The 26,169-nt window shown below is 67.0% G+C and carries 25 protein-coding genes; 13 read left to right on the top strand and 12 right to left on the bottom strand.

Going from position 1 to position 26,169, the window contains the following annotated elements; translation table 11 throughout:
• Positions 1-8: 8 nt before the first annotated feature.
• Together lysA and EWE75_RS04625 are read left to right on the top strand one after the other, a co-directional pair.
• On the top strand, positions 9-1,271 hold the full coding sequence (gene lysA, locus EWE75_RS04630; protein WP_130155525.1) for a diaminopimelate decarboxylase: 1,263 nt from the start codon (positions 9-11) through the stop codon (positions 1,269-1,271).
• On the top strand, positions 1,268-2,047 hold the full coding sequence (locus EWE75_RS04625) for a precorrin-2 dehydrogenase/sirohydrochlorin ferrochelatase family protein (RefSeq protein WP_130155639.1): 780 nt from the start codon (positions 1,268-1,270) through the stop codon (positions 2,045-2,047). The genes lysA and EWE75_RS04625 overlap by 4 nt, the downstream gene beginning before the upstream one ends.
• Here the strand turns inward: EWE75_RS04625 and EWE75_RS04620 are convergent.
• The 3 genes from EWE75_RS04620 to EWE75_RS04610 form a co-directional block, all read right to left on the bottom strand.
• A complete protein-coding gene (locus EWE75_RS04620) occupies positions 2,016-2,597 on the bottom strand; it encodes a response regulator (RefSeq protein ID WP_130155524.1) in 582 nt (193 codons plus the stop codon). The two genes, EWE75_RS04625 and EWE75_RS04620, sit on opposite strands and share 32 nt — an antisense overlap.
• A 92-nt stretch (positions 2,598-2,689) precedes the next feature.
• Entirely contained in the window at positions 2,690-3,802 is a 1,113-nt protein-coding gene (gene dnaN / locus EWE75_RS04615) for a DNA polymerase III subunit beta (RefSeq protein ID WP_130155523.1), read from the bottom strand.
• 154 nt (positions 3,803-3,956) lie between these two features.
• Positions 3,957-4,631, bottom strand: a complete 675-nt coding sequence (locus EWE75_RS04610) for an outer membrane protein (protein ID WP_130155522.1) — start codon at positions 4,629-4,631, stop codon at positions 3,957-3,959.
• A 150-nt stretch (positions 4,632-4,781) separates the two neighbouring features.
• On the opposite strand from EWE75_RS04610, the gene EWE75_RS04605 reads away from it, so the two are divergent.
• Complete coding sequence (locus EWE75_RS04605; protein WP_130155521.1) at positions 4,782-5,288, top strand: hypothetical protein; 507 nt, start codon at positions 4,782-4,784, stop codon at positions 5,286-5,288.
• Between the two features lie 12 nt (positions 5,289-5,300).
• Here the strand turns inward: EWE75_RS04605 and EWE75_RS04600 are convergent, their stop codons facing one another.
• Positions 5,301-6,734: a DUF6880 family protein gene (locus tag EWE75_RS04600; RefSeq protein WP_130155520.1), complete on the bottom strand. Its 1,434-nt coding sequence runs from the start codon at positions 6,732-6,734 to the stop codon at positions 5,301-5,303.
• A 112-nt stretch (positions 6,735-6,846) separates the two neighbouring features.
• On the opposite strand from EWE75_RS04600, the gene rlmN reads away from it, so the two are divergent.
• Both rlmN and EWE75_RS04590 read left to right on the top strand, forming a co-directional pair.
• A complete protein-coding gene (gene rlmN / locus EWE75_RS04595) occupies positions 6,847-8,031 on the top strand; it encodes a dual-specificity RNA methyltransferase RlmN (protein ID WP_130155519.1) in 1,185 nt (394 codons plus the stop codon).
• Between the two features lie 77 nt (positions 8,032-8,108).
• Positions 8,109-8,864 carry a sulfite exporter TauE/SafE family protein gene (locus EWE75_RS04590; RefSeq protein WP_206364679.1) on the top strand — a complete coding sequence of 252 codons (756 nt, stop codon included), beginning with the start codon at positions 8,109-8,111 and terminating at the stop codon, positions 8,862-8,864.
• Here EWE75_RS04590 and EWE75_RS04585 read toward each other — a convergent pair.
• Positions 8,855-9,478 (bottom strand): flavin reductase family protein, encoded by a 624-nt coding sequence (locus tag EWE75_RS04585; protein ID WP_130155518.1) that lies wholly within the window; start codon positions 9,476-9,478, stop codon positions 8,855-8,857. The two genes, EWE75_RS04590 and EWE75_RS04585, sit on opposite strands and share 10 nt — an antisense overlap.
• Before the next feature lie 90 nt (positions 9,479-9,568).
• Here EWE75_RS04585 and EWE75_RS04580 point away from each other — a divergent pair, with 90 nt between their 5' ends.
• From EWE75_RS04580 to EWE75_RS04570, 3 genes are read left to right on the top strand one after another with little or no spacing between them, the layout of a single operon-like run.
• Positions 9,569-10,312 (top strand): cytochrome b/b6 domain-containing protein, encoded by a 744-nt coding sequence (locus EWE75_RS04580; RefSeq protein WP_130155517.1) that lies wholly within the window; start codon positions 9,569-9,571, stop codon positions 10,310-10,312.
• Positions 10,309-11,067, top strand: coding sequence for a molybdopterin-dependent oxidoreductase (locus tag EWE75_RS04575; RefSeq protein WP_130155516.1), 759 nt, complete (start codon positions 10,309-10,311; stop codon positions 11,065-11,067). Before EWE75_RS04580 ends, EWE75_RS04575 begins: the two co-directional genes overlap by 4 nt.
• Positions 11,068-11,085: 18 nt before the next feature.
• Positions 11,086-12,309: an SAM-dependent methyltransferase gene (locus EWE75_RS04570; protein WP_130155515.1), complete on the top strand. Its 1,224-nt coding sequence runs from the start codon at positions 11,086-11,088 to the stop codon at positions 12,307-12,309.
• Between the two features lie 2 nt (positions 12,310-12,311).
• Here EWE75_RS04570 and EWE75_RS04565 read toward each other — a convergent pair whose 3' ends face one another.
• Both EWE75_RS04565 and EWE75_RS04560 read right to left on the bottom strand, forming a co-directional pair.
• Positions 12,312-13,262: an aspartyl protease family protein gene (locus tag EWE75_RS04565; RefSeq protein WP_130155514.1), complete on the bottom strand. Its 951-nt coding sequence runs from the start codon at positions 13,260-13,262 to the stop codon at positions 12,312-12,314.
• Between the two features lie 145 nt (positions 13,263-13,407).
• Positions 13,408-15,813, bottom strand: a complete 2,406-nt coding sequence (locus EWE75_RS04560; protein ID WP_130155513.1) for a ligase-associated DNA damage response DEXH box helicase — start codon at positions 15,811-15,813, stop codon at positions 13,408-13,410.
• Positions 15,814-15,965: 152 nt separating this feature from the next.
• Between EWE75_RS04560 and EWE75_RS04555 the strand changes: the two genes are divergently transcribed.
• On the top strand, positions 15,966-16,964 hold the full coding sequence (locus EWE75_RS04555) for a ligase-associated DNA damage response exonuclease (protein ID WP_130155512.1): 999 nt from the start codon (positions 15,966-15,968) through the stop codon (positions 16,962-16,964).
• Positions 16,965-16,970: 6 nt separating this feature from the next.
• On the opposite strand, the gene rpoN is transcribed toward EWE75_RS04555, so the two are convergent.
• The 5 genes from rpoN to EWE75_RS04530 form a co-directional block, all read right to left on the bottom strand.
• Entirely contained in the window at positions 16,971-18,485 is a 1,515-nt protein-coding gene (gene rpoN, locus EWE75_RS04550; protein ID WP_130155511.1) for an RNA polymerase factor sigma-54, read from the bottom strand.
• A gap of 2 nt (positions 18,486-18,487) precedes the next feature.
• Complete coding sequence (lptB, locus tag EWE75_RS04545) at positions 18,488-19,264, bottom strand: LPS export ABC transporter ATP-binding protein (protein ID WP_206364678.1); 777 nt, start codon at positions 19,262-19,264, stop codon at positions 18,488-18,490.
• A gap of 135 nt (positions 19,265-19,399) precedes the next feature.
• Positions 19,400-19,882: an LptA/OstA family protein gene (locus EWE75_RS04540; RefSeq protein WP_130155510.1), complete on the bottom strand. Its 483-nt coding sequence runs from the start codon at positions 19,880-19,882 to the stop codon at positions 19,400-19,402.
• A 5-nt stretch (positions 19,883-19,887) separates the two neighbouring features.
• A complete protein-coding gene (gene lptC / locus EWE75_RS04535; RefSeq protein WP_130155509.1) occupies positions 19,888-20,526 on the bottom strand; it encodes an LPS export ABC transporter periplasmic protein LptC in 639 nt (212 codons plus the stop codon).
• Positions 20,527-20,533: 7 nt separating this feature from the next.
• Positions 20,534-21,154 (bottom strand): ribonuclease D, encoded by a 621-nt coding sequence (locus EWE75_RS04530; RefSeq protein WP_130155508.1) that lies wholly within the window; start codon positions 21,152-21,154, stop codon positions 20,534-20,536.
• 264 nt (positions 21,155-21,418) lie between these two features.
• Here EWE75_RS04530 and EWE75_RS26030 point away from each other — a divergent pair, with 264 nt between their 5' ends.
• From EWE75_RS26030 to EWE75_RS04510, 4 genes are all read left to right on the top strand, one after another.
• The gene (locus EWE75_RS26030; RefSeq protein ID WP_130155507.1) at positions 21,419-22,222 is read left to right on the top strand and encodes a cold-shock protein; all 804 of its coding nucleotides are present in this window, start codon (positions 21,419-21,421) and stop codon (positions 22,220-22,222) included.
• Positions 22,223-22,335: 113 nt separating this feature from the next.
• The gene (locus EWE75_RS04520; protein ID WP_130155506.1) at positions 22,336-22,842 is read left to right on the top strand and encodes a thioredoxin family protein; all 507 of its coding nucleotides are present in this window, start codon (positions 22,336-22,338) and stop codon (positions 22,840-22,842) included.
• 98 nt (positions 22,843-22,940) lie between these two features.
• Positions 22,941-23,873: a thiamine-phosphate kinase gene (gene thiL, locus EWE75_RS04515; RefSeq protein ID WP_130155505.1), complete on the top strand. Its 933-nt coding sequence runs from the start codon at positions 22,941-22,943 to the stop codon at positions 23,871-23,873.
• A gap of 105 nt (positions 23,874-23,978) precedes the next feature.
• Positions 23,979-26,096 carry a sodium-translocating pyrophosphatase gene (locus EWE75_RS04510; RefSeq protein WP_130155504.1) on the top strand — a complete coding sequence of 706 codons (2,118 nt, stop codon included), beginning with the start codon at positions 23,979-23,981 and terminating at the stop codon, positions 26,094-26,096.
• Positions 26,097-26,169 lie beyond the last annotated feature (73 nt).

The following is a 26,169-nucleotide window of genomic DNA, read 5'->3' as shown; positions in this document are numbered from 1 at the left end:
GCACTTCGATGGATCATTTCGCGCTGGTCGACGGCGTCATGCACTGCGAGGGCGTGTCGCTTGAGCGCATCGCCGCAGACGTCGGCTCCCCCGTCTACGTCTATTCGGCGGCGACCTTCACGCGCCACGCCGAGGTGTTCCGCGACGGCCTTGCCGGCGTGAAGCGCAAGCACATCGCCTATGCGATCAAGGCCAACCCCAATCTCGCGGTGCTGCGGTTGCTCGCCAATGCCGGCTACGGTGCCGATGTCGTCTCGGGCGGCGAATTGGCGCGCGCGATCGCGGCGGGGATACCGGCGTCGGACATCGTGTTCTCGGGCGTCGGCAAGACGGTCGGTGAGCTGACCAAGGCGCTCGACGTGGGACTCGGCCAGTTCAATCTGGAGCTTGAGGAAGAAGGCGTCGTGCTGGCGGCGCTCGCGGCGGCGGGCGGCAAAGTCGCCGATGCCGTGCTGCGCGTGAACCCCGATGTCGATGCCGGCACCCACGCCAAGATCTCGACCGGCAAGGCCGAGAACAAGTTCGGCGTGCCGATCAGCGAAGCGCGCGCGATCTTCGACCGGCTCGCGGGTCTGCCGGGGCTGAACCTGCGCGGCGTCGCCATCCATATCGGCAGCCAGCTTGCCGATCTCGCCCCGCTCGAGGCAGCGTATCGGCGTATCGGCCAGCTCGTGCAGGAACTGCGCGGCGCCGGCCACGCGATCAGCCATGTCGATCTCGGCGGCGGCCTCGGCGTGCCGTACAAGGCAGGCGACGTCTTCCCCAGCCCCGCCGCTTACGGCGCGATGGTCGCGCGCGTCACCGATGGCTGGGACGCGACCTTGATGTTCGAGCCCGGCCGCGTGATCGCTGGCAATGCCGGCGTGCTGCTGACCAAAGTGATCTGGGTCAAGCCGGGCGTCACCACCCCCTATGTCATCGTCGATGCCGCGATGAACGATCTCGCGCGGCCCGCGATGTATGATGCGTGGCACGATTTCGCCGCCGTCCGCCCGACCGGCGACCGCATGACCGCCAACATCGCCGGCCCAGTCTGCGAAAGCGGCGACACCTTCGCGATGGGCCGCGACATCGACGCGGTCAAATCGGGCGATCTCGCGATCTTCCGCACCGCCGGCGCGTACGGCGCGACGATGGCGAGCACCTACAACAGCCGCGCGCTGGTGCCCGAAGTGCTGGTGAGCGGTGATCGCTACGCCGTCGTCGCCGATCGCATCCAGCCCGAGACGATCCTCGCCGCCGAGCGGCTGCCGGAGTGGCTGACCGCGTGACGCTCGCCAGCCTGCCGATCTTCGTCGCGGCGCGAGGCCGGACGGTGATTCTGGTCGGCGACGGCGATGCGGCAGCGGCGAAGCGGCGGCTGCTCGATCGCGCCGGCGCATGGGTGGTCGGCGAGGATGGTGCGGCGGCGCTCGCGATCGTCGCGATCGAGGACGAAGCCGAGGCGCAGGCCGTAGTGGCGCGGCTGAAGGCGCGCGGCGTCCTCGTCAACGCGGTCGACCGCCCGGCGTTGTGCGATTTCACCCTGCCCGCGATCGTCGATCGTTCGCCGGTGATCCTCGCGATCGGCACCGGCGGCGTCTCGGCGGGGCTGGCGGCAGCACTACGCCAGCGGCTCGAAGCGCTGCTGCCGCCGACACTCGGGCGACTCGCCGAGGCACTGTTCGCGGCACGCGCCGCGATCCGCGCGCGCTTCGCCGATCCGGGTGCGCGGCGGATGGCGCTGGGCGCAGCGTTCGCGGAAGGTGGTGCGCTCGACGTGCTAGGCGCGCCGCCGGAAGCGGTGCAGCGCTGGCTCGAGTCCGCCGGGGATACGCCCGACGCGGTCGTCCACATCGCGTTGCGCTCGGACGATCCCGACGACCTCACGCTGCGCGAGGCACGCTGGCTGGCGCAGGCCGAGCGAATCTACGCAGGCGACGACATACCCGCCGCGATCCTCGCCCGCGCGCGCGCCGATGCGGTGCGAATCGCGTCTCTGCCCGACCAGCCCCAACCCGGGCTGACGGTGGCAATCAGCACCCCGCCAGTTCGACCCGGTAATTGAGCGCCTGAAGCGAGGCGACGAGGCGCTGGCGGTCGGCGCGAGTCGCGGCGAGTTCGGTCTGTGCTTCGCCAAGTTCGATCGCGCGCTCGGCGATCCGCGCGTCGAGCGCGGCGTTGAACGCCCTCAGCTCGGCAAGCCGGCGGGCGTGGCCGATCACGCGCTCGATCCGCGCCGCCAGCACGTCGAAGTCGAATGGCTTGGCGACATGATCGTCCGCACCCGCCGCGAGCGCATCGACGGCGGCGGCGGGGTCGGATCGGCTGGTCAGCAGGATCACCGGCAGCTCGCGCGTGTCCGCGCTGGCCCGCAACGCGCGCAGAAGTTGCATCCCCGACATGCCGGGCATCACCATATCCGCCAGCACCAGATCGAAGCGTCGCGTCGCCACCTGGTCGAGCGCGTCGGTCGCCTTGTCGCACAGCACCGCGAGATAGCCGAGCCGCCCCAGCCGCCGGCCAATCACCGCGAGCGCGGTGGGATTGTCATCGACGACCAGGATGCTTCGGGTCGGGCCGGAATATAGCGATGCGGAAACCGGGTCGTGCTGCATGGACGTGGCACTCTGTCAGTGGATCATCCACCGGGGTAGCGCGCACATGTCAGTTTTCGGTTAACGCCGCCGCAACCATGTCCGGTCGCGCCTCAGACTCGCATCGGCATCAGCACGTACAGCGCCGAAGCCTTGTCATTCTCGCGGATCAGCGTCGGCGCGGCGGCGTCGGCCAGATGCACCTCGATCGTATCGCCATCGAGCTGCCCGAGGATGTCGAGCAGATAGCGGCTGTTGAAGCCGATCTCGAACGGCAGCGATGTATATTCGCCGGGCACTTCCTCGGCGGCGGTGCCATTGTCGGGGCTCGTCACCGACAGCACGATCTTGTCGCGATCGAGCGCCATCTTCACCGCCCGCGTCTTCTCGGTCGCGATCGTCGAGACACGATCGACGCCTTCCTCGAAGCTGCGCGGATCGATCTTGAGGATCTTGTCGTTGCCGGTCGGGATGACGCGGCTGTAATCGGGGAAGGTGCCGTCGATCAGCTTCGAGGTCAGCAGCGCATGGCCGAGATCGAAGCGAATCTTGGTCGAGGACAGCGACACCCCGACCGAGGCATCGACCTCGTCGAGCAATTTGCGCAGCTCGGCGATGCATTTGCGCGGCACGATCACGTCGGGCATCGCCTCGGCGCCTTCGGGGCGCGGCATCGTCACGCGGGCGAGGCGGTGGCCGTCGGTCGCGGCGGCCTTCAACACCGGCTGCGGATCGGCCGAGACGTGCAGGAAGATGCCGTTGAGATAATAGCGCGTCTCTTCGGTGGAGATCGCGAAGCGCGTCTTGTCGATGATCTGCTTGAGCGTCTCGGCGGGCAGCTCGAAGCTGACCGGCAGTTCGCCTTCCGCGATCACCGGGAAATCGTCGCGCGGCAGCGTGCCGAGCTGGAAGCGCGCGCGCCCGGCCATGATCGTCAGCTTGCCATCGGCTGCGGCGAGACTCACCTGCGAACCCTCGGGCAGCTTGCGCGCTATGTCGAACAGCGTGTGCGCCGACACGGTAGTTGCACCGGGTTGATCGACCGCCGCCGCGATCGTCTCGTTGATCTGGAGATCAAGGTCGGTCGCCATCAGCTTGAGGCCGCCCTCGGCGGTCGCCTCGATCAGCACGTTCGACAGAATCGGGATGGTATTGCGCCGTTCCACCACCGACTGGACATGGCTGAGGCCCTTCAAAAGGGTCGCGCGTTCGATCGTCGCCTTCATCTCAATCCCCCGGGCCGCCGCCCTACTCTATCCCGCCAGGCGTCAGAAGCCGGGGGCAATTCGCCGTCTCTTTCCTTACCGCAAAAAGGGGCCGGAGCAAGCGCCCCGACCCCCTTGCTGTACCGAAATCAGGCGTTTGGCTTGGAAACGCCGATCAGAATCGGTAGCCGATGCCCACCGCGATCTGGTGCCGATCGGTATCGACATCGAAATTGTTGGTGTTGTTGCCATTGGGATATTCGAGCCGGGCGCTGCCATAGTTCGAATAGCGATATTCGATCTTGGCGTAGGTGTTACGGCCGATCGCTTCCTCGACACCCGCACCGACGCGGTAGCCATCGAGGTTGAAATGCGCGCCGGTCTGGGTGACGCCATCACTCGCCGTCAGATCGAGCCGGCCGTTGGTATAGCCGCCCTTGGCGTAAACGAGCGTGGTCGGCGATGCCTTGAAGCCGACCCGCACGCCCGCATAGAGATCACGGCCCTGCTTGACGCGGCCATAGCCGAGCGCGGCGGCGCTGGTCGGCGCGTTCGTCACCTTGCCGGTCGAGCCGGTCACTTCGCCTTCGACGCCGATCACGACCTGGCCGAGATCCTTGTCGTAGCCGATGTCGCCGCCATACAGCAGGCCGTCCGCCTTGCGGTTGCTGTCGATATCCGAGTTCGGGCCGCGACCGGGCTGAAGCTTGTCATACCCGAGCAGCACGCCAACCCGCGGACCATCGAAGGCGCCGGCCGGTGCGGGCGGCGGGCCGTCCTGCGCGAACGCGGGGGCAGCGAAACCAAGGCCGAGCGCGGCGGTGGCGGCGGTGACAAGAAACTTCTGCATGATACTCACTCCATTACACATTCCCGCGACTGCCGGGCAGCATCCGGGGCGGGGATGCTCCAGATAGGCGCGTCGATCGGGCTTTGCATGAACCTCACATAAACACGGAAATCCGTTGCTTTTGCGCCACAGGGGATTGAAAGCGCGGCCATGACTTCCAAGGCAGGACGACACGGGATCTTCGCTGGCGTGAGCCTCGCGCTGTTCGTCGCGAGCCCGGCCTGGAGCCGCGAGACGATCGGCATATTCGCAAGCTGGGGCGCCTTCTCCGATCCCGCACCGCTGCGTTGCTATGCCATCGCGCAGCCGGTGCAGAGCGGCGGCAGCTCGCGCTGGCGCCCGTTCGCGAGCGTGGCGGACTGGCCGGGGCAAGGCGCGCGCAACCAGCTCCACCTCCGCCTCAGCCGCGCGCGAGACCCGCGTGCGCGCGTCACGCTTTCGATCGGCGAGCGGCGCTTCGAACTGGTCGCAGGCGACGCCGACGCCTGGGCACCCGACGCCCGCGCCGACGCCGCGATCGTCGCCGCGATCCGCTCGGGCCGCAGCATGAGCGTCGAGACGCTCGCCAAAAGCGGCGGCCCGTTCGCGGATGTGTATGCGCTGGGCGGCGCCGCCACCGCGATCGACGCGGCGGCGCTGGCGTGCGTCAGGCGGTGAGTGCGTAAATCTTCAGGCTGACCAGAACCCGGTCTTGCGGCCATGCTGGGCGCGCAGCTCCGCGACATACGTCTGGTGATCGCCCCAACCGCCGAAATCCTCGATCCGTCGCGCAAGACTCGCGCAGCTTTCGAGATGGCGCGCGGCATGCGGGTAGCGCTTGGCTCGCGCGCGGGTGAGCGCGAAGTCGATCATCGCGCGCAGCAGCAAGGTCGCCGCCAGCGGGTAACGTGTCTCCAGCGCCTCGGCGGCGGGGGTGAGCAACTCGTAAAAATTGCCGTCGATCTCGCCGCTTCGGGCAAGCACCAACGCTGCGGCGCGTGGGAGATCGGGCCAGCCGATCAGGAAATCCAACGCGACATGCACGTTGGCGATGCCAGCCGCATGCGCCATCGCGCGCTGCTCGGCTTCGTAATCGTCGAAATCGGGCAGGCGTTTGAGATAGAGGCGCAATTGCTCCGCGTTCAACGATTCGGCGAAGAGCGACCAGCGCATCGCCTGCACGTCGTCGATCCGGCCAAGCGCCTCCAGCGCGGCGATCCGCATCATGTCCCACGTTTCCCAATACCCGCGCCTGCTGCGATTGGCGGCAGCGAGATCCAGTGCCGCCAGCGCCTCGTCCGCTCGACCGGCCCGCAACAGCCGCTCGGCGATCTCCGCCGCCACCGCTGGGTTGGTACGCGTTTCGGCGGGCTGGCGCGCGATGAAGGCGTCGGCGTCGCCCAACGCATCGGCGATGGCGTTCAACGCCGCGCTTGCGGTTCGCGCGTGTCGGCGAACGTTGAGGTCTTCGGCGTAGAATGGCCCGTCCCGACCATAGCCGATCAGTCTGCGCTCCTTCTCAGGAAGCGGTGGCGGCGGTGATGCCGCGAACGCTTCGAAGCGGCCTTGCAGGTGGGTCAGTCCCGGTCGGCCCATCGCCTCCGCCAACAGGGCGATCAGTCCATCATAGTGGCTGTGGATATCCTCGGAAACCAGATCGAAGACACGGTCGGCCAGTGTCTCAGGTGTCAGGCGCGACGCGATCGCCAGCGGCGGAAGCGCCTCCAGCGCAGCCGCGATCTCGTCGAAGATATCGGCCGGATCATTGTCGCAACGATCGGAGATAGGCGTCGCCAGTGCGATCAGCCGCCACAACAAATCGAACGCTTCGGTCGGATCGCTCGGCGCGACATGGTCCAGGATCGCGCGGCGCTGCATCGCCAGATCGTCGGCGACCGCGCGCGTCTTGTTCCACTCGATTACCGATCGCGCCTTGGCGATCGTGGCGAGCCGTTTGCGGACCTGAGCCGCGACTTCGCCGCCGCCCCCCGCACTCGCCAGTTCGAGCCGGAGCCGGCGCTTCACCTGCGCGTCGCCCACCGCCAGATCGAGCAACACTGCCGCCAGACGCGGCGCGCCAAGCGTTTCAAGATTGGCGGCGTTGAGGGTCTTCGTCGAAGCCATACTGCGATATCGCGGCGCGCTGTCGCGGTCGTCAAGCCGATCGGTCGCGCCTGTAGAAAAATGCGATAAACTGCGCTATATGCCCGGGATGCAGACAGCTTCAGCCGCACTCATGCCCATCCCCGGGCACATCGATCCCGTGCCCGTCCCGCGTGCCGCGGTGCCGCGCCCCGATGGCCGCATCGACTTGCTCGGGCTGTCCAAGGCCGATCTGCGCATGGCGCTGGAGACCGCGCAGCTTGAACCCAAGCAAGCCAAGCTGCGCGCGAAGCAGCTTTGGCACTGGATCTACAATCGCGGCGTCACCGATTTCGCGCTGATGACCGACATTTCCAAGACGATGCAGCCGTGGCTCGCCAATCGTTTCGCGATCAGCCGGCCCGAGGTCGTGGAGGCGCAGGTCTCCACCGACGGCACGCGCAAATGGCTGCTGCGCGCGCCCGATGGCGAGGATTACGAGGCGGTGTTCATCCCCGATGCCGACCGGGGGACGTTGTGCGTGTCGAGCCAGGTCGGCTGCACGCTCAACTGCCGGTTCTGCCATACCGGCACGATGCGGCTGGTCCGCAACCTCACCGCTGCCGAGATCGTCGGGCAGGTGATGCTCGCGCGCGACGCGCTCGGCGAATGGCCGAGCACGCCCGAGGGGCGGATGCTCACCAACGTCGTGATGATGGGGATGGGCGAGCCGCTCTACAATTTCGACGCGGTGCGCGATGCACTCGGCATCGTGATGGACGGTGACGGCCTCGCGCTGTCGAAGCGACGAATCACGCTGTCCACCTCGGGCGTGGTGCCGATGATGGCGCGTGCCGGCACCGAGATCGGGGTCAACCTCGCGGTTTCACTGCACGGCGTCACCAAGGAAATCCGCGACGAGATCGTGCCCTTGAACCGCAAATACGGCATCGAGCAACTGCTCCAGGCCTGCGCCGATTATCCCGGCGCGAACAACGCGCGCCGCATCACCTTCGAATATGTGATGCTCAAGGACAAGAACGATACCGACGCCGACGCGCACGAACTGGTGCGGCTGCTCAAACACTATAACCTGCCCGCCAAGGTCAATCTGATCCCGTTCAACCCGTGGCCGGGCGCCGATTACGAGACATCGACACCGGAACGGGTGCGGCGCTTCTCGCAGATCGTGTTCGAAGCAGGCATCTCCGCGCCGGTCCGCACCCCGCGCGGCCGCGACATCGACGCCGCCTGCGGCCAGCTCAAGACGGCGAGCGAGAAGAAGAGCCGGGCGGAACTCGACCGGCTCGCCGAAGAGAAGCAGGCCGCGCTGGGCTGAACTTCACTATGCACGGCCAGGCATCTCCCCTGCGATATGGGCGAGAATGCTGAAGTTCGGTACGCGTTGGAGGTGATGTGACCGTCCAGACCATCACCCTCGCCGCCGCCGCCGGCATCTTCGGCGGCGCGATGAACGCGCTGGCCGGCGGCGGCACATTCGCGACGCTGCCGGCGCTGATCGCGCTCGGGCTGCCCGCCAACGCCGCCAACGCGACCTCGAACGTGTCGCTGCTGCCCGGCGCCGCGACTAGCGCCTGGGCGTTTCGCGACGAGCTGCGCCCGCTCGGCGGAGTCGATGTTCGGCTACTGGCGGCGATCACCTTCGTCGGCAGCCTGGCGGGAAGCCTGCTGCTCGTCTCCACCCCGACGCACGTCTTCGACCTGATGATCCCGTGGCTGCTGCTCACTGCCGCCCTCGTCATCGCGTTCGGGCCGCGCGCGGCGGCGGGGCTGCACCGCATCGTCACGATCGGCCCACGTTCGCTGATCTTCGGGCAGGCGCTACTCGGCATCTACGGTGGCTATTTCGGCGGCGGGGTCGGCATGATGCTGACCGCGACCTATGGCCTGCTCGCGCATATCACGCCACGCGCGCTGTTCGCGCCGCGCACGTTGATGCTCGCGGTCGCCAATGCGGCGGCGTCGATCGTGTTCGTCACAACCGGGCTGGTACGCTGGGACGCGGGCGTGCCGATGCTGGTCGGCGCGGTGCTCGGCGGATGGCTCGGCGCGAAGCTCGGCAAACGGCTGACGCCGGGCATGGTGCGCGGCTGGACGCTGGCGGTGACGAGCGTGACGACGATCGTGTTCTTCGTGCGAGCTTACGGCTGATCGGGGCGGAACATCTTGAACAGATTTTCCTCGCCGACCTCGAAATAATCCGCCGGCCCGCCCCCGCGCATGATCGGGCGGGCACGCCCGGTCTGGTAGACACCGTCTTCCAGCAGCGCATGATCGATATGCACGCCGATCACCTCGCCGAACATCACCCAGGTATCGAGCGCACGCTTTTCCTTTGATTCGAGCCGCAGCGTCTGGGTCGCGCGGCATTCGAACTGCACCGGGCTGGCGGCGACCCGATCGGGCTTGACCAGCCGCGACGGCAGCGACGCGATCCCCGCCAGATCGAACTCGTCGACCTCCGGGCCGACCATCGCCGAGCTGGTGTTCATCACCTCGGCAAGCGGCCGGGTCGCGAGGTTCCAGACGAACTCGCCGGTCGCGGCGATGTTGGCTGCATTGTCTTTCCAGCCGATCGAGGAGAAGCCGATGATCGGTGGGCGATAGTTGAACAACGTGAAGAAGCTGTACGGCGCGAGGTTGCGCACGCCGCTCGCGCTGATCGTGCTGACCCAGCCGATCGGGCGCGGCGCGACGATCGCGTTGAGGGGATCATGCGCGAGGCCGTGGCCGTTCGCGGGTTCGTAGAAATGCTGGTCGGCCATCGTGCTGTTTCCCTGTGACGACGGCGGCTCTACAAGATCGCGCAATGCGTGTAACCGTTTCCGTCTGACGGGCGAATGAGGGGTATGACGATGACCACAGCCACGCCTCCCTCCGTTCCGGTCGATGCGGCACCCGCGACGCGCACCATCTATCGCCACCGCATCGCGACGCGGCTGTGGCACTGGATCAACGCGATCACGATCTTCATCATGATCGGCAGCGGGCTGACCATCCTCAATGCGCATCCGCACCTGTATTGGGGTGCGTATGGCGCCAATTTCGATCACCCGTGGCTCAACACGATCCACTGGCCGAGCTATGTGACCATCCCCGCGCACTATAATCTCGCGATCGCCCGGCGGTGGCATCTGCTGTTCGCGCTGGTGCTGGCGTTCGGCCTGCTCGGCTACATGATCGCGAGCCTCGCCAACCGGCATTTCCTGCGCGATCTGCGCGTGCGGCTGCGCGAGCTTTCGGCGGCGAACCTGTGGCATGACTTTCGCGAGCATCTCGCCTTCCGCTTCCACGATCCCGCCGATCCGACCGCCTACAACATCTTCCAGAAACTATCCTACGTGCTGGTCATCTTCGGGCTGATCCCGACGATGATCCTCACCGGCCTCGCCATGTCGCCGGGGATGGATGCGGCGTGGCCGTGGCTGCTCGATCTGTTCGGCGGGCGGCAATCGGCGCGATCGGTGCATTTCATCGCCGCCGCCGGGCTGACCGGATTCATCGTCATCCATCTCGTGCTGGTGATCCTCGCCGGGCCGATCAATGAAGTACGATCGATGCTGACCGGACGCTGGCGTGTACCGGAGGATGCGGCATGAGCCTCATCACCCGCCGCGCGCTCGTCACCGGCGCCGCCGCGAGCGCTGGGCTGCTGCTGTCGGGCTGCGACCAGGTCGCTCAGGTGCCGGCGCTGCGGAAGATCCTGTTCTCCGGCGAGATCATGAACCGGGGCCTGCAACGCGCGCTCTCGAACCGAGACGCGCTCGCGCCGGAATTCAGCGCCGCTGACATGTCGCCGCGCTTTCGCGTCAACGGTACGCACAATCCCAACACGCCCGACTATACCGCGATGGTCGCCGAGAATTTCGCGCATTGGCGGTTACAGGTCGGCGGGCTGGTGGCGCGGCCGCTCAGCCTCTCGATCGCGCAGCTTCGCGGCCTGCCGGCGCGCACCCAGATCACCCGCCATGATTGCGTCGAGGGGTGGAGCGCGATCGGCAAATGGCACGGGCCGCGGCTCGGCATGTTGCTGAAGGCGGCGGGCATTCGCGATGCTGCGCGCTATGTCGTGTTCACCTGTGCCGATCTCTACGGCGGCGCGCCCTATTACGAGTCGATCGATCTGGTCGATGCCTTCCACCCGCAGACGATCATGGCGTGGGCGCTCAACGATCATGTGCTCGACGTCGGTCACGGCGCGCCGGTGCGGCTCAGGGTCGAGCGCCAGCTTGGCTACAAGCACGCCAAATATGTGATGCGGATCGACGCGGTCGACAGCCTCGCGAAAGTCGGGCTGGGCAAGGGCGGATATTGGGAAGATCACGTCGATTACGATTGGTATGCTGGGATTTAATTGATTACGGGATCGCGTATGGCCCTGATCGATCTCTTCCTCGCCGCGCGGGTCCAGCGCGGCCAACTCATCGTCCACCACGCCGACGGCAAGACCAAGACCTTCGGCACGCCGACGCCCGGCTTCCCCGAGGTGACGATCCGCTTCGCCGACAAGGGCGCTGCCGCCGCGATCCTGCGCGATCCCGGGCTCGGCGCGGGCGAGGCCTATATGCAGGGACGGCTTGTCGTCGAACGCGGCGATGTGCGCGATCTCGTCAACCTGCTGACCTCGAACGATCCGTGGGAGGCGGGCGCCAACAAGCTTGCCGCATCGGCATCGCGCCGCGCGGTCGAGGCGGTGACGCACCGCGTCGGCCGGATCAACATGGCCAAGCGCGCCAAGCGCAACGTCGCGCACCATTACGATCTGTCCGACCGGCTCTACGATCTGTTCCTCGATGCCGACCGCCAATATAGCTGCGCTTATTATACCGACCCCGCCAACACGCTGGAGCAGGCGCAGGCCGACAAGAAGGCGCATATCGCCGCCAAACTCGCGCTTCAACCGGGCATGAAGGTGCTCGATATCGGCTGTGGCTGGGGCGGCATGGCGCTGTACCTGCACGCCAAGACCGGCGCCGAAGTGCTCGGCGTGACCTTGTCCGAAGAGCAGCTCAAGGTCGCGCGCCGCCGCGCCGAGGAGGCCGGCGTCGCCGACAAGGTACGCTTCGAGCTGATCGACTATCGCCACGTAACCGGCACGTTCGACCGGATCGTTTCGGTCGGCATGTTCGAGCATGTCGGCCCGGCGCATTACCGCACCTTCTTCCGCAAGTGCCGCGACCTGCTGACCGAGGACGGCGTGATGCTGCTCCACACGATCGGCCGCGCCGGCGGGCCCGGCGTCACCGACAAATGGACGACCAAATACATCTTCCCCGGCGGCTACAACCCGGCACTTTCGGAGATCGTCGCCGCCAATGAAGGGCTGCGCTTCATGGTGACGGATGTCGAGGTGCTGCGGCTGCATTACGGCTATACGCTCGACGCGTGGTACGATCGCACCGTCGCCGCGCGTGACGCGATCGTCGCTTTGTATGACGCGCCATTCTACCGAATGTGGCAATTCTATCTGGCCGGGGCGAGCGCCGCGTTCCAGCATGGCGGCCTCGTCAACTACCAACTCCAGTTCGCACGTAACCGCCACGCGCTGCCGATCACGCGCGATTACATGATCGAGGGCGAACGCGCGCTGCGCTGATATCAGGCGCGGCCCAGCCCGACGATCGGGGTGCGCTTAACGTCGCGCGGCAGCAGCAGGCGGAGTTCGCGGTTGGGGAAGTCGATCGTCACGCGGCGGAACAGCCGCAGCGCGTCCATGCCGAGCATCAGCGCGGGTTTGTCGGCCAGCCCGAAACGCGCGAACGGCGGCGCGTCGGCGAAGGCGACCGGCAGGTTCTCGATCGTCGTGCTACCGATCCGCACCGCGCCGATCTGACCGTAATCGGCGAGCAGCGACACGCCCGTCACCGCGCGCGCCGAAATCTGCCGGAGCAACGTCTTGCGCGCGATCAGCCGGCGTAGCGCCGGATTGCCCATCGTCACGTCCGATCCGGTATCGATCACCACGCGAACGCGGCGCTCGCCGAAATAGGCGTCGGTAACCACCAACTGCCCGAACATGTCGCGCGCACGCACCACCACCTCGCCGGGTGCGGGGGCAGGCGTGCTTCGGCGCTTGGTCGACGGCGTCACCGTCATCACATTCTGATCGAAGTCGATCGTGACGGCATGGCCCTGCAACGTATCGATACCGAGCATCCCCGCGCCGCCGATGTTGCTCGCGGCGAACGCCGGCGCCTCGATCCGGCTACCGGCCAAGGTGCTGTGGGGCGGGCCGACGCGGATACGCGGGATCAGCACCGTCGCCACCTGTTCGACGTTCGCCATCGCCGTCACCCGAACCCCCCGCCCGGCGGCGAGGCCGAGCGTCGCCGCCAGTTCGCGCGAGATGACGGTGCGTTCGGCGCCGGTATCGACGACGAAGTGGAACGGCCCGGCATCGGCGATCTGCACCGGCACGGTCATGCGCTGATCGGCATCGGCGATGGCGATGCTGTCGGCTGGCGGCGGGTTCGAGTCAGCGGTAAGCGGCGCGGCGGTCTGGGCGGAGAGCGCGAGGAGCGGAACGGCACAGAACAGGGCCGGTTTCATCGCCGGATACTGCGCCCGAACCGGACCTTTGGCAAGCGAGTCGGCGGGAGATCCGGCCTGACCCTACTCCGTTCGTGCCGAGCGAAGTCGAGGGACAAGCCCGAAGTCCAAGTGCCTCGACTTCGCTCGGCACGAACGGTTAGCTCTAGTCCAGCCGCATCGCCTCGACCGCCAGCGCTTCCGCCTCGATCAGTAGCGCGTCGTCGGCGTGACCCTGCGCCACGCGCTCGCGGCCGATCAGCGTCAGTACCGGCACCGCCAGCGGCGAGACGCGGTCCAGATCGACATGCACCATCGTCGCCGCCGCGCGATCGAGCAGGTGCCCGAGGCGCCCGACATCGGTCATCCGCGCGCGTGCATCGTCCCAGGCGGCGCGCAGCAGCAGGTGGCCGGGTTCGTATTTGCGCAGCACGTCGTAGATCAGGTCCGTCGAGAACGTCACCTGCTTGCCAGTCTTGCGCTTGCCGGGGTGCTGGCGCTCGACGAGACCGCCGATCACCGCCACCTCGCGAAACGCCCGCTTGAGCAGCGACGATCCTTCGACCCACGCAACGAACTCATCCTCCAGGATGTCCGCCGAGAACAAAGCGCGCGGATCGGTGACGGGTTCGAGCGAATGGCACGCGAACGCGTAATCGCTAGCGACGAAGCCCATCGGTTTCAGCCCGAGCGTCTCCATCCGCCGCGTGATGAGCATGCCGAGCGACTGGTGCGCGTTCCAGCCCTCGAAACTGTAGGCGACCATGTAGTTGCGCCCCTCGCGCGGGAAGGTCTCGACCAGCAACTGCCCCGGGCTCGGCAGGATCGAGCGCTTCTCCTGCATCTCGAGCCATTCGCGCACGTCATCGGGGAAGCGGTGCCACGCCGACGAATCGGCGAGGAAGCCGCGCACCCGGTCGGCGAGGTTGGTCGAGATCGGCATGCGCGCGCCGCCATAGGTGGGGATGCGGGCCGGCCTGGCAGTGGCGCGCGCCAGCAGATCCTCGGTGCTGGTGGCGATCACCTCGAGGCTCAATCCGGCGAAGAAGAAGGTGTCGCCCGGCGACAGCGTCGCCGCGAACGCCTCCTCGACCTTGCCGAGCGAGCGGCCGTTCTTGAAGCGCACCGTCAGCATCGTCGCCTCGACGATGATGCCGGCGTTGAGGCGGTGCTGCGTCACGAACTGTGGATGGCTGACGCGCCACAGCCCGTCCGGTCCTTGCGTCAGCCGCTTGAACTTGTCGTAGGCTTTCAGCGCATAGCCGCCGTCGCGGATGAAGCCGAGCACCTGATCGAACGTGTCGTCGGTGAGCGCCGAATACGGCAAAGCCGAGCGCACCTCGTCGAGCATCGTCTGTTGCCGGAAGGGCGCCGCGCACGCGCACGCCATGACATGCTGCGCGAGCACGTCGAGCGCGCCGGGGCGGAAGATGTCGGGATCAAGTTCGCCCGCCTCGACCGCGTCGAGCGCGGCGCGGCCTTCGAGATATTCGAAGCGGTTACCGGGGACGATCAGCGCTTCCGAAGGCTCATCGAGACGGTGGTTGGAGCGGCCGATGCGCTGAAGCAGCCGCGACGACCCCTTGGGCGCGCCCATCTGGATCACGCAATCGACATCGCCCCAATCGACGCCGAGATCGAGGCTCGAGGTAGCGACCAAGGCGCGCAATTTGCCGTCCGCCATCGCGCCTTCGACCTTGCGCCGGGCTTCTAGGCTGAGCGAACCATGATGGACGCCAATCGGCAGGCTGTCGGCGTTGACCTTCCACAAATCCTGAAAGATCAGCTCGGCGAGGCTGCGCGTGTTGCAGAACACGATCGTGGTGCGGTGCGCGGCGATTTCCGCCATCACCTGCGGCGCGGCATAGCGCCCCGAATGGCCGGCCCACGGCACCTTCCCTTCCGGCAGCACGATCGCGATGTTGGGCGGCGCGCCGGGTTCGCCCCGCACCAGTGCGACCTGATCGATATCGCCGTCCGGCGCGAGCCAGGCGCGATAGCCGTCGGCATCCGCCACCGTCGCGGAGAGCGCGACCCGCCGCAGGCCGGGCGCAATCGCCTGCAACCGCGCCATGCACAGGCTGAGCAAATCGCCGCGCTTGCCGGTCGCGAAGGCATGCATCTCATCGACGACGATCGTGCGCAACCCTTCGAACATCGTGAAGCTGTCGGGATAGGACAGCAACAGGCTCAGCGATTCGGGGGTGGTAAGCAAAATCTGCGGCGGCCGGACGCGCTGGCGCGCCTTGCGATCCGAAGGCGTATCCCCGGTGCGAGTCTCGACGCGGATGTCGAGAGCCATTTCCGCGATGGGCGTGAGCAGGTTGCGCTGCACGTCGGTCGCCAGCGCTTTCAGCGGCGAGACGTACAGCGTGTGCAGACCTTCGCCGGGGTGTTCGATCAGGTCGGCGAGCGTCGGCAGGAACCCGGCGAGCGTCTTCCCCGCGCCGGTGGTGGCAACAAGCAGGCCGTGCCGCCCGGCACGGGCGACGTCGAGCATGTCGCGCTGGTGACGGCGCGGTGCCCAGCCGCGTGCGGCGAACCAGTCGGTTAAAGGGGTAGGGAGATTCATCGGCTCGACCCTCACCCTTCCGTCGCTTCGCTCCTCCTTCCCTCTCCCATCGGGAGAGGGAAGGGGCACGCGTGCCGAAGGCGCGTGGGAAGGGTGAGGGCAGCATATGTCGGAAACTGGGAACCAAGCCGCATCCCACCCATATAGGAACGATGGCAAAGCTCGGCGACTGGATCGATCCGCAACCCCACGGCATCTTCGTCAAACCCGCCGGCGTGTGGGTTGATCCGTCGCAGCCGGTCGATCGCGCGCTCGTCACGCATGGCCATGCCGATCATGCACGCGGCGGCCACGGCGCGGTGTGGGCGACGCCCGAGACGCTCGCGATCATGGACGCGCGCTACGGCGAGCAGATGGCGCACCCGGTCGCTTACGGCGCGCCGATCGCGTTCGGCGACGTCGCGGTGCGGTTCGTGCCCGCAGGGCATGTGCTCGGCTCGGCGCAGATCGTGCTCGCATATCGCGGGGAGACGATCATCGTCTCGGGCGACTATAAGCGCCGTGCCGACCCGACCTGCGCGCCGTTCGAGCCGGTCAAATGCGACGTGTTCATCACCGAGGCGACCTTCGGCCTGCCGGTGTTCCGTCACCCCGAGACCGGCGACGAGATCGACAAGCTCACCGCCGCGCTTTGCGCCAACCCGACGCGCTGTGTGCTGGTCGGCGCCTATGCGCTCGGCAAGGCGCAACGCGTGATCGCCGAACTGCGCGCGCGCGGCTTCGACGATCCGATCTACCTCCACGGCGCACTCCAGAAGCTGTGCGACCTCTACATCGCACACGGCGTCCAGCTCGGCGAACTGCGCCCCGCGACCGAGGCGAGCAAGGCCGAGTTGATGGGCCGGATCGTGCTCGCGCCGCCCTCCGCGCTCGGTGATCGCTGGTCGCGGCGGCTGCCCGATCCGATCACGGCGATGGCGTCTGGCTGGATGCGCGTGCGCCAGCGCGCGGTACAGCGCGGCGTCGAACTTCCGCTGATCCTGTCCGACCATGCCGATTGGGACGAACTGACATCGACCCTGCTGGAGATCGCGCCGCAGGAAGTTTGGGTGACTCACGGCCGCGAGGAAGCTTTGGTCCATTGGTGCGCAACGCACCAGATCCGCGCCAAGGCACTCGCGCTACACGGCTATGAGGATGAGGACGACTGAGCCGCCTCAGTCAGCCCCGGCGAGCGCGCGCGCGCGGCGGCGTTGTACCGAAGAGCCGATGCCGAGCGCCTCGCGATATTTGGCGACGGTGCGCCGCGCAATATCGAAGCCCTTGGCGTTGAGTAGCTCGACCAACGTATCGTCGGAGAGGATCTTGTCGCCCTCGCCAGCGATCAGCGCCTTGATCGCGGATTTCACCGCCTGCGCCGACACCGCCTCGCCGCCATCGGCCGACTGGATCGCCGAGGTGAAGAAATATTTGAGTTCGTAGAGCCCGCGCGCGCAGCTCAGATATTTGTTGCTCGTCACCCGGCTAACCGTCGATTCGTGCATTTCGATCGCGTCGGCGATCTGGCGGAGCGTCATCGGTTTGAGATGCGCGACGCCTTTGAGGAAGAACGCTTCCTGCTGCTTCACGATCTCGCTCGCCACTTTGATGATCGTGCGCTGGCGCTGGTCGAGCGCCTTGACCAGCCAGTTGGCGCTGGTGAGCATGTCGGACAGCCACGCCTTCGACGCACGATCGCCGCCCGCCGCGCTCAGCTCGACATAATAGCTGCGGTTGACCAGCACGCGCGGCAGGGTCGCCGCGTTGATCTCGATCGCCCAGCCCTGCTTGCGCCGCGCGACGTACAGGTCGGGCACCACCGCCTGACTTGGCTCACCGCCATAGCGGCAACCGGGTTTGGGATCATACCCGCGCAGTTCGCGGATCATGTCGGCGAGATCCTCATCATCGACATGGCAGAGCCGCTTGAGCCGTGCCATGTCACCGCGCGCAACCAGATCGAGATGGTCGATCAGCCGCGCCATGCACGGATCGTAGCGGTCGGCCTCCTTGGCCTGGAGAGCGAGGCATTCCGCGAGATCGCGCGCGCCGACGCCGGTCGGCTCGAACGTGTGGATGATGCCCAGCACGCCTTCGACGCGCGCGAGCGGCACACCGAGCCGGTTGGCGATCTCCAGCAACGAGGCGGTGAGGTAGCCGCACTCGTCGATCTGGTCGATCAGATGCGCGGCGATGAACAGATCGGCGCCGGAAACAGCCGTGCCGGCCTGCGCGAGCAGATGGTCGGCGAGGCTGATGTCCGCGCTGGCGAAGCCGTCGAGATCGGGCAGGTCTTCGCCGCCCGCGCCGCCGCTGGCGCCGTTGAGGCCGAGCGCCCCGTCCATGCCCGCGCCCGCCGAGTCGGCGGCGCTGTCGTGGTGGAAGCTCTCCGCCGCGAAATCGACGTCGAGCGACTCGGCCGCGCCGCCGCCGGCGAGCAGCAGTTCGTCGGCGCTGGCCGGCTCGTCGCGCTGCGGCGCCTCGGGTTCACGTTCCAGCGTCGGACCGTCGTCTTCGGGCGCGCTCGCGTCTAGCAACGGGTTCTTCTCGATCTCCTCCGCGATGAACCCCTCGACTTCGAGGTTGGACAGCGCGAGCAGGCGAATCGCCTGCTGAAGCTGCGGCGTCATCACCAGCGACTGCGACTGGCGCAGGTCGAGACGGGGGGCGACGAGGAAGGAGGCACATGGCATGGTTACAGCGAGAAGCCCTCGCCGAGATACAGCCGGCGCACGTTGGCGTCGGCGACCAGTTCGGCGGGCGATCCGGTGAACAGCACGCGGCCGTCATAAATGATATAGGCGCGATCGACGATTTCGAGCGTCTCGCGAACGTTGTGATCGGTGATGAGCACGCCGATGCCGCGCTGTTTCAATTCGCGGATCAGGTCGCGAATATCGGCGATCGACAGCGGATCGATGCCCGCGAACGGCTCGTCGAGCAGCATGATCGACGGGTCCGCCGCCAGCGCGCGCGCGATCTCGGCGCGGCGGCGCTCGCCGCCCGACAGCGCCATCGCCGGCGAATCGCGCAGCCGCGTCAGCCCGAATTCCTCAAGCAGCGTGTCGAGCCGCTGCCGGCGCAGCGCCGGATCGGGCACGCTCAGTTCGAGCACGGTCATGATGTTCTTCTCGACCGACAGCCCGCGGAAGATCGAGGTTTCCTGCGGCAGATAGCCGAGGCCGAGGATCGCGCGGCGGTACATCGGCAGGCCGGTGATATCCTCACCGTCGAGCATGATACGGCCCGAATCGGGTTTCACCAGCCCCATCACCGAATAGAAGCAGGTCGTCTTGCCCGCGCCGTTCGGCCCAAGCAGCCCGATCGCCTCGCCGCGCCCGACCGTAACCGACACGTCGGTCAGCACCGGGCGCTTGTCATAGGATTTGGCGATCGACACCACCGACAGCCCGCGCATAACCGGCTGTTCCACAATCGGCCGGGCCGCTTCCAGGGTCGTCGCGTCGCTCATCTCGAATCCAGTGCTCGCATCATGGCATAGCCGCATCGGAACGGTGCGGCACTTGGCAGGCTTCGTGCATGTTCATGCCGCATTCGCGCCTGCGAAGAAAGCGGCAGCCGCCGGAACGGGCGAAAAACCGGCCCCTTAGTTGCGCTTGGGCACTGAGAAAGTGCCGGTCACGCGCCCGCCGCTGAGCGTCGCGTGCGGCTGCGCTTCGGCGAGGTTGAGCGTGAGCCGCTGGCTGTGGGTGACGTTGCCGCCCTGCGTCAGCGTCACATCACCCATCATCAGGATGGTGCGCTGATTGAGATCGTAGATCGCATATTGGCTGCGCGCGGTCTGGTCGGGCCGGGTGACGACGACGCTGCCGGCCGCATCGAGTCGCGACACCTGCGGCGAGCCGTCGACCACCTGGCCCGTATAAGCGACCGTCATGCGCGCGGAGGTGAGCGTCATCTCGGCCTGCTTGACCGAGACGTTGCCGGTCAGGATCGCGCGATTGGCCTTGTCCTGCAATTCGATATGGTCCGCGCCGAAATCGATCGGCGCGTCCGAATTGTGCCGTTGCTGCGCCAGCGCGGGCGTGGCGAGCGAAAGGGCAACGAGCGAAGACAGGAACAGGCGCATGCGCGCTACTTCGTCTTTCGCGGAACGATCCGCAAGCGGGCATTGCCGTCGAGGCGCACGATATGGTTCTCCAGATCGGCGCTGAGCTGCTTCGCACTGAAATTGCCCTGCGGTACGGTGCCGGTGACGGCACCGCCGCTCTGCATCTGGCGAGTCTTGAGGTCGATCGTCGAATTGGTCGTGTCGAGCCGGTAGCCGTCGGCGGCGACGACGTTGACCGGGCCGACCAGGGTGACGCGCTGCTTGTCCATGTCATAACGGCCCTGGGGCGCGACGATTCGCGCCGGTCCGTCGCTGAGTTGCAGCCGCGCGGCGAGTTTCTCGATCCGCACGATCGGCTCGGCCGAACTCTTCTGCACGGCGGAGCCGGCGGTCAGCGTGAACGGCTGGCCCTTGCCGTCGGTGCCGCGATACAGCGCGCTTTGCAGCCGCAGCCGCTCCTTGGCGACTTCGACCTTATTCTTGTCGAGCAGGAAGCTGACTTCGCCGCCGGTCGCCAGCGGCATCATCACCAGGAACGCCGCGAGCACACCGACCGCGATCGGCAGCACGAAGCGCAGGACCGTGATGAGACGATCATGGCTGCTGCCCGGCGCGGCCCAGGTCTGACGCGCGGTTCGCGGCGGGAGAGCGAAATCGGCCATCAACGCCTCAGATATGCGCGAAGATATCGATCTCGGGCCAGCCGGCGAGATCGAGTTCGGCGCGCGACGGCAGGAAATCGAAACACGCCTGCGCCAGTGCGGTGCGGCCCTCGCGGGCGAGGCGGCGATCGAGTTCCTCGCGAAGAGCGTGAAGGTAGCGCACGTCGGACGCGGCGTAATCCTTCTGCGCCTCACTCAGCACCGGGCCGCCCCAGTCGGAGGATTGCTGTGCCTTGGAGATGTCCTGGCTCAGCAATTCGCGGACTAACTCCTTGAGTCCGTGGCGATCTGTATAGGTGCGGACCAACCGCGAGGCGATCTTGGTGCAATAGACCGGCGCCGCCGTCACGCCGAGATAGTGGCGGATCGCGGCAAGATCGAAGCGGCCGAAATGATAGAGCTTCACGCGGGCCGGATCGGCGAGCAGCGCGCGCAGGTTCGGCGCGGCATAGTCGCTGCCGGGGGAGAAGCGGACGAGATGCTCGTCGGGTCCGCCGTCGGAAAGCTGGACGACGCACAAACGGTCGCGCGGGGTGATGAGGCCCATCGTCTCGGTATCGACGGCGATGTCGGCGCCGGGGGCGAACACGCCTGCGGGCAAGTCTTCTTCATGGAGATGAACGGTCATCGTGTGGCCCTAGCGGGGATATGCTCCGGCCTCAATGGCCGCCGCACCGATCCGCCGTGCCCCTCGCTGTGCCGTCCGCGCCACAGTGTTATACCCATAACGACCGCATCATGCCGCAATTTCGACGAATTTGTTCGCAGCGCCGTTTTTTTTAGGGTAGGTAGAGTCGGTGGCGCACTTGGTTGGTGCCCGAAGACCTGCGTTTTCGTCCGACGCACGGTTTTTCAGATATGATTTCGGACGAGCCGGGAAGACGAACAGGGCATGAGTTTCGATAAAGGACGCCGCGGAGATCGTGGCGGGCGCGGACGCGATAAGCGCGATGGTTTCGGCGGCGATGATTTCGGCGGCGGCAGCAGCTTTGGCGGCGGCGACCGCTTCGGCGGTGGTGGCGATCGTTTCGGCGGCGGCGGTGATCGCTTCGGCGGTGGCGGCGGCGGTGGCGGCTTCCGCAGCGGCGGTGGCGGCTTCGGCGGCGGCGGTGGTGGCGGCGGCTTCGGTGGTGGCGGCGGCGGTGGCCGCGGTATGCCCCCGCAGGTCGTTGGCGAAGGCACTGGCGTCGTTAAGTTCTTCAACGGCCAGAAGGGCTTCGGCTTCGTCGTTCGCGATGACGGCGGCGAGGATGTGTTCGTTCACATCTCGGCAGTCGAGCAGGCCGGCCTGACCGGTCTGGCCGAAGGCCAGCCGCTCGGCTTCACCCTCGTCGATCGTGGCGGCCGCATCTCGGCGACCGACCTCAAGATCGAAGGCGAACCGCTCCCCGTCACCGACCGCGGCCCGCCGCGCGAGCGTGATGCAGCGGCTCCGGGTGGCGCACGCGGCGGCGCCGGTGGCCCGCAGCGGCAGTTGACCGGCGAGAAGTCGACCGGAACGGTCAAGTTCTTCAACGCGATGAAGGGCTTCGGCTTCATTCAGCGCGATGACGGTCAGCCCGACGCCTTCGTCCACATCTCGGCCGTCGAGCGTGGCGGCATGTCGACGCTCAACGAAGGTGACCGGCTCGAGTTCGAACTCGAAGTCGATCGTCGCGGCAAATATGCAGCGGTGAACCTCACCTCGATCGCCTGACCTTTACGGTTTCGCGATGACAAAAACCCGGCGTGCCCTGCGGCGCGCCGGGTTTTTTGTGGCTTGGCGCGGATACCAATGCCTATGGTCAGTAGGATTTCACGGAGTTGCTCATGATCCGCCACGCGCTTATCGCCTCAGCCCTTCTGTCCGCCACGCCGGCGATCGCCGCGCCAGCGCCGCATATGCCGATCACGAGCTTCGAACAGCTCGCCAAGCCGCTGCCGCTCCCCTATGACGAGCAGGCCGATGCCAAGGCCGTCGTCGCCGCCGCGAAAGCGCGCGCGAAGGCGAATCACAAGCTGCTGCTGATCGATCTCGGCGGCAATTGGTGCCTAGATTGCCGCATTCTCGCCGGCACGATGGATGTGCCGGCGCTCAAGACCTGGCTCGCCCGCAAATATGAAATCGTCGAAGTCGATGTCGGCCGGTTCGACAAGAATCTCGACATTCCCGCGCATTACGGGATCACCGAACGCCTCAAGGGCGTGCCGAGCGTGCTGATCGTCAATCCGAAGACCGATCGCCTGCTCAACGCGGGCCGCACCGCCGCGCTCGCCGATGCGCGCTCGATGAACCCGCAAGGGCTGGCGGCCTGGCTGGCAGGGTGGACGCGGTAATCGATGCGCGACGACCGTTCGCTTTTCCCGTTGCGGGTGGAGCGGAAGCGCTTCCACAGACGCTATAGACGCGTAACGCAGGAATCGGGCCGGGCGACATGACGAGCGACGCAGCGGGTGAACGCGGCTTTATCGAGGCGTTGCGGGCGCTCGCGCACGATCCGGCCGCGCGGCGACTCACCGACGACGCCGCCGTGCTGCCGATGCCCGCCGCCGAATCGCTGGTGCTGACCCACGACATGCTGGTCGCGGGCGTCCACTTCCTGCCGACCGATCCGCCCGGCGATGTCGCGTGGAAGCTGCTCGCGGTGAACCTTTCGGACCTGGCCGCCAAGGGTGCCCGCCCGGTCGGCGTGCTGATGGGGTATGGACTGACCGGGGACGCCGCATGGGATTCGGCCTTCGTCGCGGGTCTCGGCGCGGCCTTAGCGGCGTTTGCCGTGCCGCTGCTCGGCGGCGACACGGTCGCGCAGCCGGCCGGCGACTCGCGCGTGCTTGGGCTGACCGCACTTGGCGCGAACGGCGCGGTGGTGCCGAGTCGTGGCGGCGCACGCGCTGGCGACTCGCTCTACGTGACCGGCACGATCGGCGATGCCGGCGCGGGCCTCGCCATCGCGCGTGGGGAGCATGGCGCAGCGGACCTGCTCGCCGCCTATCGTCGCCCGCAGCCGCGCCTTGCCGAAGGTGGCGCGCTGGCGCCGCTCGTCCACGCGATGATGGACGTGTCCGACGGCCTGTTGATCGACGCCGAACGGATGGCGGCGGCAAGCGGGCTGGCGGTGGAGATCGACCTTGCCACAATCCCGTTGTCAGACGCTTTGCGCGCGCGCGGCGCGGATCGCCCGGCGCGACTCGCCGCCGCGACTGCCGGCGACGATTACGAACTGCTGTTCGCGCTCCCCCCCGGCATGTTGCCGCCCGTGGCCGCGACCCGCGTCGGGCGGTTCGCCACGGGCGCGGGGCTGACGCTGGTGGATGGCGATGCAGCCGTGCCTTTGCCTGCACGGCTGGGGTATCTCCACGCCGGATAGTCCCCGGTTGCCAACGCCCCGCACACGCTTATACCTTGGCAGCTTAGAGGACGGAGGCGGCCACGCAGCCGACCATCCGCCCCTGACATTAGGGGAAGGATACGCATGACGATCGTCTATGCTGCCATCATCTGTGGCCTGATCGCCGTCGCTTACGGCGTCTTCACCAGCGCGCAGGTGTTGCGCGCTCCACCCGGCAACGAAAAGATGCAGGATATCGCCGCCGCCATCCAGGAGGGGGCGAAAGCCTATCTCGGCCGGCAATATCGCACCATCGCCGTCGTCGGGCTGGTCGTCGCGATCATCCTCGCGGTTACGCTCGGGATCGTCTCGACGATCGGCTTCCTGATCGGCGCGGTGCTGTCCGGCGTCGCAGGCTATGTCGGCATGAACATCTCGGTGCGCGCGAACGTCCGCACGGCGGAGGCCGCGCGCACCTCGTTGCAAGGCGGCCTCACCCTCGCCTTCCGGTCGGGCGCGGTCACCGGCATGCTGGTGGCGGGGCTTGGGCTGCTGTCGATCTCAGGCTTCTTCTGGTATCTGGTCACGGTCGCGCATCATGCGCCTGCCGACCGCATCATCGTCGAGGCGCTGACCGCGCTCGCGTTCGGCGCATCGCTGATCTCGATTTTCGCGCGTCTGGGCGGCGGCATCTTCACCAAGGCAGCCGATGTCGGTGCCGATCTGGTCGGCAAGGTCGAGGCAGGCATTCCCGAGGACGATCCACGCAACCCGGCGGTGATCGCCGATAACGTCGGCGACAATGTCGGCGATTGCGCGGGCATGGCTGCCGATCTGTTCGAGACGTATGTGGTGACGCTCGGCGTGACGATGATCTCGATCGCGCTCGCCTTCCGCAGCGCCGACCGGCTGCTTGACCTGATGACGTTGCCGCTGATCGTTGGCGGCGTGTGCATCATCACCTCGATCATCGGCACGTTCGCGGTGCGGCTCGGCAAGGGCACGATCATGGGCGCGCTCTACAAAGGGTTCTGGACCTCGGCGTTGCTGTCGGTGCCGGCGATCTATCTGGCGACGCGCTGGACGCTGGGCGATCTCAACGCGCCGATCGGTGCCAACGGCTTCCTCGACCCTGAAGCCGCCGGTGGCGTAACCGGCATGAGCCTGTTTTGGTCGATGATGATCGGCCTTGCCGTCACCGGCCTGCTGGTGTGGATCACCGAATATTACACCGGCACGCAATATCGCCCGGTGCGCAGCATCGCCAAGGCATCCGAGACCGGCCACGGCACCAACGTCATTCAGGGCCTTGCCGTCAGCCTCGAATCGACTGCGATGCCGACGATCGTGATCGTCGTCGCGGTGATCGCCGCGTTCCAGCTCGCCGGCGTGATCGGCATCGCCTTCGCGGCGACGGCGATGCTGTCACAAGCCGGCATGGTGGTGGCGCTCGACGCCTACGGTCCAGTCACCGACAATGCCGGCGGCATCGCCGAAATGGCCGGCCTGCCCGACGATGTGCGCCACCGCACCGACGCGCTCGACGCGGTGGGCAACACCACCAAGGCGGTGACCAAGGGCTATGCGATCGGCTCGGCCGCGCTCGCCGCGCTCGTGCTGTTCGGAGCGTATACCAGTGATCTGAAGGAGTATTTCTCCGGCCTGACGGTCGATTTCACGCTCTCCAACCCGTATGTCATCGTCGGGCTGCTGCTCGGCGCGCTGCTGCCGTACCTGTTCGGCGCGATGGGGATGACGGCGGTCGGTCGCGCGGCGGGTGCGGTGGTCGAGGAAGTGCGCGAGCAGTTCCGCACCAACCCCGGCATCATGCTCGGCACCAGCCGCCCCGACTACGCACGCACCGTCGATCTCGTCACCAAGGCGGCGATCCGCGAGATGATCGTGCCGTCACTGTTGCCCGTGCTCAGCCCGATCGCGGTGTATTTCCTGGTGACGTTGGTCGCCGGGCAAGCCTCGGGCTTTGCCGCGCTGGGGGCGATGCTGCTCGGGGTGATCGTCTCGGGGCTGTTCGTCGCGATCTCGATGACGAGCGGCGGTGGCGCGTGGGACAATGCCAAGAAGTTCATCGAGGATGGCAACCACGGCGGCAAGGGCAGCGAGGCGCACAAGGCGGCGGTGACGGGCGACACGGTCGGCGATCCGTACAAGGACACCGCCGGGCCGGCGGTGAACCCGATGATCAAGATCACCAACATCGTTGCGCTGCTGTTGCTCGCCGCGCTGGCGGGTGGGGTGGCGTAAGTCGCCAAACCGTTCGTGGGGGGCGGGGGGGGGGGGCGCGGGGGGGGGGGGGGGCGGGGGGGGGGGGGGGGCG

The sequence above is a fragment of the Sphingomonas populi genome, from assembly GCF_004208535.1.
GTDB classification, from domain to species: Bacteria; Pseudomonadota; Alphaproteobacteria; order Sphingomonadales; family Sphingomonadaceae; genus Sphingomonas; species Sphingomonas populi.
The sequence above is the reverse complement of the archived record's forward strand: the minus strand, read 5'-3'. Positions and strand labels throughout refer to the sequence as shown.

Bases quoted from the DNA above. Each gene is read 5' to 3' on its own strand.
- lysA (WP_130155525.1), top strand. From the start codon at position 9: ATGGATCATTTCGCGCTGGTCGACGGCGTCATGCACTGCGAGGGCGTG.
- EWE75_RS04620 (WP_130155524.1), bottom strand. From the start codon at position 2,597: ATGCAGCACGACCCGGTTTCCGCATCGCTATATTCCGGCCCGACCCGA.
- dnaN (WP_130155523.1), bottom strand. From the start codon at position 3,802: ATGAAGGCGACGATCGAACGCGCGACCCTTTTGAAGGGCCTCAGCCAT.
- EWE75_RS04610 (WP_130155522.1), bottom strand. From the start codon at position 4,631: ATGCAGAAGTTTCTTGTCACCGCCGCCACCGCCGCGCTCGGCCTTGGT.
- EWE75_RS04605 (WP_130155521.1), top strand. From the start codon at position 4,782: ATGACTTCCAAGGCAGGACGACACGGGATCTTCGCTGGCGTGAGCCTC.
- EWE75_RS04600 (WP_130155520.1), bottom strand. From the start codon at position 6,734: ATGGCTTCGACGAAGACCCTCAACGCCGCCAATCTTGAAACGCTTGGC.
- rlmN (WP_130155519.1), top strand. From the start codon at position 6,847: ATGCCCATCCCCGGGCACATCGATCCCGTGCCCGTCCCGCGTGCCGCG.
- EWE75_RS04585 (WP_130155518.1), bottom strand. From the start codon at position 9,478: ATGGCCGACCAGCATTTCTACGAACCCGCGAACGGCCACGGCCTCGCG.
- EWE75_RS04580 (WP_130155517.1), top strand. From the start codon at position 9,569: ATGACCACAGCCACGCCTCCCTCCGTTCCGGTCGATGCGGCACCCGCG.
- EWE75_RS04575 (WP_130155516.1), top strand. From the start codon at position 10,309: ATGAGCCTCATCACCCGCCGCGCGCTCGTCACCGGCGCCGCCGCGAGC.
- EWE75_RS04570 (WP_130155515.1), top strand. From the start codon at position 11,086: ATGGCCCTGATCGATCTCTTCCTCGCCGCGCGGGTCCAGCGCGGCCAA.
- EWE75_RS04565 (WP_130155514.1), bottom strand. From the start codon at position 13,262: ATGAAACCGGCCCTGTTCTGTGCCGTTCCGCTCCTCGCGCTCTCCGCC.
- EWE75_RS04560 (WP_130155513.1), bottom strand. From the start codon at position 15,813: ATGAATCTCCCTACCCCTTTAACCGACTGGTTCGCCGCACGCGGCTGG.
- EWE75_RS04555 (WP_130155512.1), top strand. From the start codon at position 15,966: ATGGCAAAGCTCGGCGACTGGATCGATCCGCAACCCCACGGCATCTTC.
- rpoN (WP_130155511.1), bottom strand. From the start codon at position 18,485: ATGCCATGTGCCTCCTTCCTCGTCGCCCCCCGTCTCGACCTGCGCCAG.
- lptB (WP_206364678.1), bottom strand. From the start codon at position 19,264: ATGAGCGACGCGACGACCCTGGAAGCGGCCCGGCCGATTGTGGAACAG.
- EWE75_RS04540 (WP_130155510.1), bottom strand. From the start codon at position 19,882: ATGCGCCTGTTCCTGTCTTCGCTCGTTGCCCTTTCGCTCGCCACGCCC.
- lptC (WP_130155509.1), bottom strand. From the start codon at position 20,526: ATGGCCGATTTCGCTCTCCCGCCGCGAACCGCGCGTCAGACCTGGGCC.
- EWE75_RS04530 (WP_130155508.1), bottom strand. From the start codon at position 21,154: ATGACCGTTCATCTCCATGAAGAAGACTTGCCCGCAGGCGTGTTCGCC.
- EWE75_RS26030 (WP_130155507.1), top strand. From the start codon at position 21,419: ATGAGTTTCGATAAAGGACGCCGCGGAGATCGTGGCGGGCGCGGACGC.
- EWE75_RS04520 (WP_130155506.1), top strand. From the start codon at position 22,336: ATGATCCGCCACGCGCTTATCGCCTCAGCCCTTCTGTCCGCCACGCCG.
- thiL (WP_130155505.1), top strand. From the start codon at position 22,941: ATGACGAGCGACGCAGCGGGTGAACGCGGCTTTATCGAGGCGTTGCGG.
- EWE75_RS04510 (WP_130155504.1), top strand. From the start codon at position 23,979: ATGACGATCGTCTATGCTGCCATCATCTGTGGCCTGATCGCCGTCGCT.